We start from the raw sequence: 9,597 nt of genomic DNA, 5'->3' as shown, positions 1-9,597 counted from the left end.
CAAGAACGTAATGGTTGATAGTATCGTCGCTGATAAAGATAGCGCCAATATATTTATTATAACGGCGTTTGCCAAATCAAACGAATTACTAAAAAAACATATAGATGAGATGGTAGCAGATTTAAGCGAAGAAGATGCTATAGTTTTAGATGAATATAAAAAGGTTTTACGTGAACAATTGATAAGTATTGATTCGCAGATAACTTATTTAAAAAATAATAAAATTCGTAATCTAAAAGAACGCATAGAATATTTAAAAGGCGTTCAGATAGCCAAAATAGACGATCAAATAGATATGCTGAACAAGAAAGAAAAGCTTAGCGATGCTGGCGAATTAAAACTGATGGAGTTAATGAATATAAAAGACAAAATTTTAAACGACAATATACCTAAAATAAGTGACGAAATTAGTGCTATAACTCTAGTACAAATTCCTGATTTAATGAAGAAAAAGAGCATTATAGAAAGTAGGCTTTCTGATTTTAATTTTAAAACTTCTCATATAATTTCTAATATAGTTTTATCTGATCGCCCAGCAAAGCCTAAAAAACTAATCATTTTAGTAATATCTGCAATAATAGGACTTATGCTTTCTACCTTTGTAGTATTGGTTTATGATAAATTTAAAACCTGCAATTCCGAAAATAGATAAATTTTAAATAATTTATTTCTATATTCGGGCGTTACGGCTGAATGTAAAGGCTGCTTTTGATAAAACTCCCTACTGCGGCGCTTTATATGGAATATTATGTTGCGCAAACTCTAGTAAAATAGTATTGACGTTAAATTAGCAATACTATTTTACTAAAGAGTAAGAATGACATTTAGCTATTACAGTATCAAAGCTAGAATTGTTTTTTGCTTTTTAGCTATGACTATTAAATTTTATCTATGCATCGAATTCTATCGCTTGGATACATTATCGAAAAAGTCATTTATTACTTCGAGTGGCCCTAATTTGCATTTACAAAAGCATCGTAATTATAAATTTAGGTGTATTAATTAAAAATCGCCGATTAAAATTCTATAATTGTATGTAAAAAAGTATTGGTGTCCCGTGTAGGATTCGAACCTACGGCCGCCTGATTAAGAGTCAGATGCTCTACCAACTGAGCTAACGAGACAAGAAACATAATTGTAGTGATAAAAATATAAAAAACTGATTAAATTTTATAAAAATTTCGTTAAATTCCATAAAATTTTATTCGATCCTTATATATCTAATAACTCATAAAAATTAAATAAAATATTTTAGTAAAGAATCAATAAATTTTCTTAAAAAATAACCTATACGTTTCGATTTCACATCTAAACGCTCTTGCATAAACTCAATGCAAAGCCAAAGCAAGAAGCCCCATAAGCGGGGCTTGGCTCGATAATTTATTTTGCTTTTTTAACCTTTTTGCTTCGCGTAGCCTTAGCGTGAGTTCTAGGAGAGCGGTTTGAGATGATCGGCTTGCCGTCCGGATATTTTTTCTGCACGTGATTTACAGGTATCGCCGCACTGCTGCTAGCGCCGTATTTCTCGCCGTTTGTAAAATACTTCCTCATCACTTCTTTCCATCTTTTTGCGTATTTATTCGCGCGTGGAGAGTCATTTAAGATGTCCTCGTAGTCGTAAATTCTCTCGTAGAAGTCGTTAGTTAGCTGATCGTCGATAGTGATTCTGCCGTTGTCGATCGATACGCCTAGGTAGACGCCTGTTTGCTCGCCCGGGCTTACCATCCATGCAGAAATATCAGGTAGATCGGTTGCGCGACCTGTTCTTCTACCTACGCCGCCCGCCGCAGCACCTACATTGATCTCAAGGGTGTCTGTGCCAGTAAAAATGTCTTGATATGACTTCGTAGTATGAAAGATCATCACGATGTCGCTCGTCTCGTAGCCTGCTTGTAAGCCCACGCCGTAGCCTTTATATTTGATAAAAATCGGCGAACTCCACTCGCCGTTCTCGCCTTTGACGCTAAAAATTCCATCGCCGTATTGTAGCGATGCGCCCGCAGCTAAACGTTTTACGTCGGTTAGGATTGCGACGGCTTTGGCGCTGGTTAGATAGCGCTCATCGGTGCCGAAGTTATTAGCCGCTACGAAAGATCTAACGACGTTAGTCGCCGCTATAACCTCTTGATTTGCCACGACGTCCGCGTGCAAAAGACCGCAAAGTGCAACAGATGCTAGAAGCAAAAACTTTTTCATCATTTAATCCTTTTAAAATTGAATTTTCGTTATTATAACAGCAATTTCATTTGTTTTAGCTAATTTTTAACAAAAAATTGATGAAAAATAACGAATTTTGGAAAATTTATGAAATTTCTAGCTATTTTTGCACTTTTGGCGATCAAAATTTTCGCTTTAGACATAGTAAACGGTGACGTTATTATCTTAAAATTAGATAAAAGCACAACCGAGTTGAGCTTTGGCTCAAAACAAATTCCTCTCATCATGGCTCCAAATTCTAGCGATAAAATCGCCGTTTTAGCAGCGAATTACCGTGCTAAGGGAGATTTCGCGCTGCGAATAGTAGATCAAAGCGGCAGCCACGAGCAGATCGTTGCTTTGAAAAAGGGTGAGTATAAAAAAGAGGCCCTAAGTGTCGCTCCAGGCAAAGTTAAACCACCTAAAGAAGCCGCCGCGCGTATCAAAAAAGAGCTCGACGAAGCCAACGCGATCTATGCGATCACCACGCCGCGCTATCTTTTTTCCACGCCGTTTGAGCTGCCTTTAAACTCCAAAATAACCTCTGCATTCGGCAATGCTCGCACCTTTAATGGCGAGCTTAAAAGCTATCACAGCGGCACCGATTATCGTGCCGCGGTAGGCACTGCGGTGCGCGCCGCCAATGACGGCGTCGTAGTCATCGCCAAAGACCGCTACTATGCCGGCGGTTCGGTCGTGATCGATCACGGCGGCGGCATCTATTCGCAGTACTATCATCTAAGCGAGATCAAAGTGGCGCTTGGCGATCACGTTCGCAAAGGCGATGAAATCGCGCTTTCGGGCGAGAGCGGTAGAGTCAGCGGCCCGCATCTGCACTTCGGCATCGCGATCAACGGCGTGAGCGTCAATCCGCTAAGCTTCGTCGCTAAATTTAATGAAGTGGTTTTTGGCGAGCGCTAAAATGCCCTACAATCCGAAGGAGTTGATGAAAAAAATTCTCGCAGGCAGCGATTTTAAGTTAAAAGGCTCGGTCAAGGGTCGCGTGCGCGTCGCGAGTAGGGACGGAGCGATCGTAAATTTTACCGCTGCAGACTTCGGCGTGCAGAGCCTAAACGACAAAATTTCGCTCAGTGGCGAGCAGTTCGAGCGTTTTAGAGCTAGAATTTTTGGGATTTTAAACTCCGGTGGACGCGAGCTTGCAGGTAGGCTCACGCTCCCTTCTACGCCCAAAAAGAAAGCCCGCGCAGATCGTCTCCGCGCGGCAGATGGCTATGCGGAGTTTGACGGCGCCTGCGATTTTGGTAGCTTTTGCGGCGGAGATTCGGGCGCAGTTTCGCCCGAGGCTGGCGGCAGCTTGGCAAAGACCTCGTATGCCACAAATGCGAGGCGCGGCGAGCGAGATTTTCCTGCGCGCAGCGCTCAGAGTGCGCAAGGCTTTACTTCGCAGGCGGAATTTCAAGATGTTTCGCAAGCAGAATTTTATGGTGCGGCTCGGGCGGAATTTTGCGTAGATACGGCGTGGGATACGGCATGCGAGAATTTAATTTCGCAAAATGATGCTGCGCAGGATGACGTGAGCGTGGGGCTTGCTGCTAGTTTCGAAGAGAGCGCAAACGCGAGAAGTAAAAATTTTATGCCGCAAAGCTCTGCGCCTGCGAATTCTGCCAAAGGGCAAAGCTTCATTCCTACATCGCGAAATTTTGTTTCTGCGCGAAGCTCTGCGCTCGTGAAAGATTCCGCATTTGAGGCGCAAAATTCTAATTTTATGCCGCAAGCAGAGGATTTTACGGCTGAAAATTCGTTTGTAGCAGAGCAGCGCGCGAACTTACGAAGTAAAAATTCTACGGCGCAAAGCTCTGCATCAAAAAATTCTACCTTCGCAAATTCTGCGCTTGATATAAAGTGCGCAAATGATTGCAAGCCTCAAGGCTCCGACTTCTCTAAGGGGCAAAGCGCTAATTTCGCTAGCTGCCGTGCCGCAAATTTTGCCTTAGAAAATGCCTCGGAATTTATGCCTCAAGATGAGAATTTCGTCGGTGAGAATTCAATGTTTTTGGCAAAAGGGCAAAATTACGCGCCCGAAAATTCCGCCGGGCAAAATTTAGAGCAGAAAAGCTCCGCACAAGAGTGGCGCCCTTTAAATTTGCCGCCGCAAGCGGGAAATGAATTTGCGCCCAAATTTGAGCAATCCGCACAGCCCGCGTTAACGGGTGAGAATTCTACGTTTGCTTCTTCTATGGCGGAGGGGGCGCTTGGTGATGAGCCCGCGTCTGCTGCTTTTGGGAGCGAATCAACTTTTGCGACTAAGCCCGTAAATTTCTATGGCAAGCCTGTGCGCAAAGCGCCTGCGAAAGAGAGCGCGCGCCTGACGGGGCGTCCGCAGGCTCTGCCTATTGCAAGCTCTTCGCGTCCTATCTCGCTACCGCAAGCGTCTAAAGCTAGGCTCATCGAGCTTAAGCCGCGTTTCATAGGCATCGCGCATAGGATTAAAATTTCGTTTTTGAAAAAGAGCGCGAGCGAGCCTGGCGAAGGGGTTTTGGCGCGCGTTCGTATTCCACTTTTGATGGAGAATTTCGGCCTTAATGATATTTTGTCGTCCACGGCGAGCTACCAAATGGCGAAAAAGATGGTGCGCACGATCGCTGATCTTTACATCGCCAAGGATCTGCGCGGCGTGCACATAGGCGTGCCGGTGCGCCTTGAAATGGGCTTTAAAAGCGGTATCTCTGACGTCAGCAACCACGCCTTTATCTTTAAGCTCATCGAGGACAGCCTCGTCAAAAACGGCGTCATCGACGACGACAATGCAGATATCGTGCGCGAGATCAAGCTTTTTAAGCAAGACGTTTTCGACGGGGTTTTAGTAAACATCGTACGGTTTGAGTAGAGGCTTCGCGGCGCATTGCAGATAAATTTTAAAAATTTGCGTTGCCGTATGAAATTCCGCCGTTTTCGAGCTTTAGCTTACACCGCAACGAGCGCTTTTTAAAATTTTTTTGATCAAATCGGTAAAAATTTGAAAGGATTGAGATGCAAAAAGCCTTTTTTAATTCGCCCATTGGAATGCTTGAAATTCAGGATGACGAGATCGGGATCTGCAGTATCGACTGGGTCAAAAGCTCTGCCTGCGGGCCCAATGATGAGATCTTTAAAAAACACGACGCAGGGCTTAAATTCGGCTTTGTGCGTGCTACGGATGATAAAAGACGCGATTTAAGGCTTAGCGATTTAAGAAAGAATTTGGCTCTTTGCACCGACGAGCTTGGCGCATATTTCAGGGGCGAGCTTGAAAGCTTTAGCGTTAAACTGAGCCAAAATGGCACGCAGTTTCAAAAGTCCGTGTGGAGCGCGCTTTTAGAGATCCCTTATGGTGAGATCGTAACATACGGCGAGCTAGCCCGGGCTATCGGCAGACCGCGCGCAAGCCGCGCAGTAGGCGGTGCAAACGGCAAAAACAAAATCCCCATCATCGTGCCGTGCCACCGCGTCGTAGCTGCGGGCGGGCTCGGAGGATACAGCGGCGCGGGCGGCGTAGCGACCAAAGCGTGGCTGCTAAACTTCGAAAGAGAAAGCTTAGCCAAATTGGGCAAGTAAAATTCCGTTAAATTATGCCTTGCAGGCACGGCGCTGATTTTAAAATTTTACCGCGCGACGCTGCGAAATTTCATAAAGCGATTTTGTAAATTTCTATTTTTGCGGCGACCAAGGCAGTTAAAATTTTGCAAGAAGCGAAACTTGCTATGCTGACTTAAAGCCCTAATTTTAAATTTATCGCGCCTTAGACGCCTGCTATGAGTGGTTGAAATTTTTCGCAGTGATAAAATTTAGCCTCGCGAAATTCCGCTCTGAAATCCTTCGATAAATTTTCATCTTGCGTGCATTTAGTGTAGCAGCACGCGAGGCGGTAAAATTTTGAGCTCTTTTTGTGAAAATAGAACGAGTATAGCAAGGTTTTGCGGCGGAATTTTGCATAGGTTTAAAATTTTATGTCCCTACGACGTACGGGCAAAATTTCACATCGCCGTATCAAAGCAAAGTAAAATTCTTAAATCGCGCTTGCCGAGGTAGGGTAAAATTCCCGCAGAGGCGGTAGAGCGAGGCGGAATTCCTCTCAGCGGTAATGTGACTAAGTAAAATTTATAAATCCACGAAGCGGGCGGTATCTCAGCAGAAACGGCATTGTCCTAGCCAAGCTTCTTGCGTAAGCAGCGGGTGCGCCAAAGATAAAATTTCTCGCGGAGGCGGCGAAGTACAGCAGTATGCCGCTAGAGTCACCTGACGAAGATGAAATTCTACGCAAAGAGAGCGAGATGAATTTTGCGCAAAGACCGCGCTATTTGCTGAAATTCGCGCAAAAGTAGTATTCTTTTAAAAAATTCCTAGCAGCGGTAGCATTCGTAGTCAAAGCTCGCCTTCGAGGTGGCGATGTTTTACTAAGGCTTCTTGCGAAATCGACGTTGCATAGCAAAGTAATTGTAAAAGCGGCGAGCGTGCTGTATAAAATTCTTAGCAAAAGAGGCGCAGAGCGAAATTCTTACGTAAGACGCACGGCAAAGATAAAATTTGCCAAGCAACTACGAGCGAAAACCTCAGTAAATTCAGCGAAACTTGATAGAACGAAGAATTTTTATCAAATCTACGCAGCTTTGCCAAATTTCTAAATTAGCCGAAATTTTCTATCAGATCGCTAAAAATTTTAGCTAAATTTTCGACGTCGCTAATCTCTACTCGTTCGTTGATCTGATGGATCGTGTCGTTTCGCACGCCAAACTCCGCCGTCTCCACGCCAAACTCCGCGAAGTATCTCGCATCGCTCGTGCCACCTGCGGTGTTTAGCTCGGCTGCTACGCCGCAGATCTTCTGCACGCTAGCGCTTAGTTTTTGCACGATTTTGGAGCTTCGCTGAGTTAAAAAAGGCTTTGAGGAGCTTTTTAGCGCGAGGTGTAGCGATGCGCCTGCTCGCAGCTGTGCGGTGCAGCTCATTTCTAGCTTGCCGCAGGATTCGCTTTCGTTGCATAGCGCGTCTTTAGCGTCCAGCTCAAATAATCTCAGTACGTAGTCTCGCACGTCTTCTAGCCCCAGCCCTACGCCGCCGCGTACGTTAAACATCACGCGTACGTCCTTGGGTGTTACGTTTACTACCTGCGAACCGCCGCGAATGTCGGTGATGACTATCTTAGCCGAAGCGAAATCCTCGCTACCCGCGTCCAGATCATGCCCCGCGAGGCTTGCAAGCACCGGCGCTAAAATGTGGACAGGATTGATGCATTTATCTGGGTAGGCTGCGTGCCCGCCGATACCCGTGAGTGTGAGGACGCCGTTAATCGAGCCGCGACGGCCGATCTTAATGGTATCACCGAAGCGCACTTCGCATGTAGGCTCCGCAACGACTGCGAAGTCGGGTAGGGCACCTTGCTCGCGCAATTTAGAGAGCATTTCGCGCGTGCCGTAGATGCCGTCGCCCTCCTCATCGCTGGTTAGCAGCAGGCTTAGCGTGCCCTTAAAATCGCGTGCCGCCGCTAGCGCGCAGATCGCCGCTGCGATACCGCTTTTCATATCCTGCGTGCCGCGCCCGTATAAAAAGCCCTCCGCTTCCACCGGCTTAAACGGATCGCTCGCCCAGCCCTCGCCCGGCGGTACGACGTCGATGTGCCCGGCAAAGCACAGATGCGGACCCTGTCCGAAGCGCTTGGTAAAAATCGCGTTAGTTACGCCGTTTAGCTCGAATCTATCCTCGCTAAAGTCTGCCAGCAGCATCGAGACGTAGTTAAAAGCTCCGTCGTCGCTAGGCGTGAGCGAGCGGAATTTGATGAGCTCTTTTAGAATTTCAATCGGTTTCATAAGCCATCCTTTGGTTTAAATTTTAGCAAAAATTATAGCGTATAGAAGCTTTAGTGCAAAAAATACCAAAATAAACGCCGAGATATATGCAAATGCTCGCACTACTATGTTTGGAAGCTTGCTGCGGGCTAGATATATCGCAAGCGGAAAAAGCGTGATCCAAGCTAAGATTCCGCTTGCAAGCCCCGCAAGGGCAAGCGCGAAATCTGCTCGCGCAGTACCGGCAGAGACGCTGAGCCAAAACATAATGACGTATGGATTTAGTAAATTTATTAAAAAGCCTTTGCCGTAAAGCGCCGCGCCTGAGCAAGCCTCGACGCTTGCAGGCTGCACCGAGCTAGTCGCGCCATGCCAGATCGCGTACGCCGTGTAGAGTAAAAAGCATGCGCCAAATACCGATATGCAGGCAAAAACGATCGGGATTTTGGCTAACTGCGATATGCCAAACGCCGATAGCGCTAGATACAGCATATCCGCGCTCATGGCGCCGAGGCCCAAGCACAGCGCCTTGGTGTAGCTTCGCAGCGCGTAGGACATTATCAGCACGTTTACCGGGCCGATCGGCACGCTAACGCCCAGCCCCATCAAAACCCCTTGTACGAACGATTGCATCCCTTTGCTTGTAATCCCCAAATCTACTATAAAATTTCGGCACGCGGCGTTGCGAAAAAATCTATGGACGCGGCTTTGCGAATAGATCGATGACGCACAGCTTCGCGAATGGATCAATCCTAAAATTCCGCGCGACCGCCGATCGGTTTTTAAATTTAACGCAACCGCCGCCGTAATGCGCCTTAATTTTAAAATTTTAACGCGTGCGTCGTAGCGCGCTCGGCTCTAAAATTTTTAACGTGTGCGCTTGCATGCGCCTCGACTTTGAAATTTTAACGAGCGATTCACATACACGCTCAGTCTCAAAATTTCAATATGAGCATTATGTGCTTGAAATTTATACGAGCATTCGTGCGGTGGACCCGCTCACTAGACTTCAAATTTAGTTTTTAAATTTTAACGCACGGATCGTGGTTTAAATTTACGGCTTGAATTTTGCGAGGCAAAATCCACCGTCTCGCCGCGTCGCTAAGTTTGCAAGCTAAATTTCGCAAGGCGAAATTTAAACTAGCAAAGATTGGCGACGAACGGCGGCTCGCGCAAGTCGGTAAGTTTTAGTCGCGTAAATTTAAAGATCGCGGCGGTAAAATTTAGCCCGCCGAAATTTTGCTTTGCGTAATTTCGCGCATCCGCGCTTATAAACGGCTCACGATCGCAGATAAAATTTTGCGAAGCGAAATCGCGCCTTAAAATTTTATCCGTAAATTTTAAAAACTCAACGAAGGATACAATCCCGCCGTTCTGCCTGTCTTAAAATTTTATCCACAAATTTTAAAAATCCGACCGCGGAGCCCGATCAACGTTTGTCCGCTTCAATTAGCCGCGTGCCGAATTAACCGTATGTGCGTTTGAAATTTAGCCGCGTGCCTGCAATTTGGCTACACCTTCATTTTGAATTTTATCGCCCGCCGTAAAATCTGGCCCGCAAAACAGGCGCGCCTCAGAGCATATTTCGCCGCAACGCCAAATCGCGCCGTAAATTTTATC

The 9,597-nt window shown here is 46.1% G+C and carries 7 protein-coding genes and 1 tRNA gene; 4 read left to right on the top strand and 4 right to left on the bottom strand.

Features of this window, described 5'->3' with window-relative positions:
- Positions 1-652: GNVR domain-containing protein (locus Q0413_RS06450; RefSeq protein ID WP_298988163.1), on the top strand; the 652-nt coding region annotated here is incomplete at its 5' end.
- A gap of 396 nt (positions 653-1,048) precedes the next feature.
- Here the strand turns inward: Q0413_RS06450 and Q0413_RS06445 are convergent.
- Together Q0413_RS06445 and Q0413_RS06440 are read right to left on the bottom strand one after the other, a co-directional pair.
- A tRNA-Lys gene (locus Q0413_RS06445) sits at positions 1,049-1,124 on the bottom strand.
- Between the two features lie 256 nt (positions 1,125-1,380).
- Positions 1,381-2,196 carry a lipid-binding SYLF domain-containing protein gene (locus Q0413_RS06440; RefSeq protein ID WP_298988162.1) on the bottom strand — a complete coding sequence of 272 codons (816 nt, stop codon included), beginning with the start codon at positions 2,194-2,196 and terminating at the stop codon, positions 1,381-1,383.
- Between the two features lie 108 nt (positions 2,197-2,304).
- Here Q0413_RS06440 and Q0413_RS06435 point away from each other — a divergent pair, with 108 nt between their 5' ends.
- From Q0413_RS06435 to Q0413_RS06425, 3 genes are all read left to right on the top strand, one after another.
- Positions 2,305-3,117, top strand: coding sequence for a M23 family metallopeptidase (locus Q0413_RS06435; RefSeq protein ID WP_298988161.1), 813 nt, complete (start codon positions 2,305-2,307; stop codon positions 3,115-3,117).
- 25 nt (positions 3,118-3,142) lie between these two features.
- Positions 3,143-5,044: a hypothetical protein gene (locus Q0413_RS06430; protein ID WP_298988160.1), complete on the top strand. Its 1,902-nt coding sequence runs from the start codon at positions 3,143-3,145 to the stop codon at positions 5,042-5,044.
- A 143-nt stretch (positions 5,045-5,187) separates the two neighbouring features.
- On the top strand, positions 5,188-5,751 hold the full coding sequence (locus Q0413_RS06425; protein ID WP_298988159.1) for a methylated-DNA--[protein]-cysteine S-methyltransferase: 564 nt from the start codon (positions 5,188-5,190) through the stop codon (positions 5,749-5,751).
- A gap of 1,068 nt (positions 5,752-6,819) precedes the next feature.
- Here Q0413_RS06425 and dapE read toward each other — a convergent pair.
- Together dapE and Q0413_RS06415 are read right to left on the bottom strand one after the other, a co-directional pair.
- Positions 6,820-7,998, bottom strand: a complete 1,179-nt coding sequence (dapE, locus tag Q0413_RS06420; protein WP_298988157.1) for a succinyl-diaminopimelate desuccinylase — start codon at positions 7,996-7,998, stop codon at positions 6,820-6,822.
- A gap of 15 nt (positions 7,999-8,013) precedes the next feature.
- On the bottom strand, positions 8,014-8,610 hold the full coding sequence (locus Q0413_RS06415; RefSeq protein WP_298988156.1) for a LysE family transporter: 597 nt from the start codon (positions 8,608-8,610) through the stop codon (positions 8,014-8,016).
- Between the last annotated feature and the right edge of the window lie 987 nt (positions 8,611-9,597).

This window comes from uncultured Campylobacter sp., from assembly GCF_938045465.1.
In the GTDB taxonomy this organism is placed as follows: domain Bacteria; phylum Campylobacterota; class Campylobacteria; order Campylobacterales; family Campylobacteraceae; genus Campylobacter_B.
This window is presented reverse-complemented; position numbering and strand designations above follow the sequence as displayed.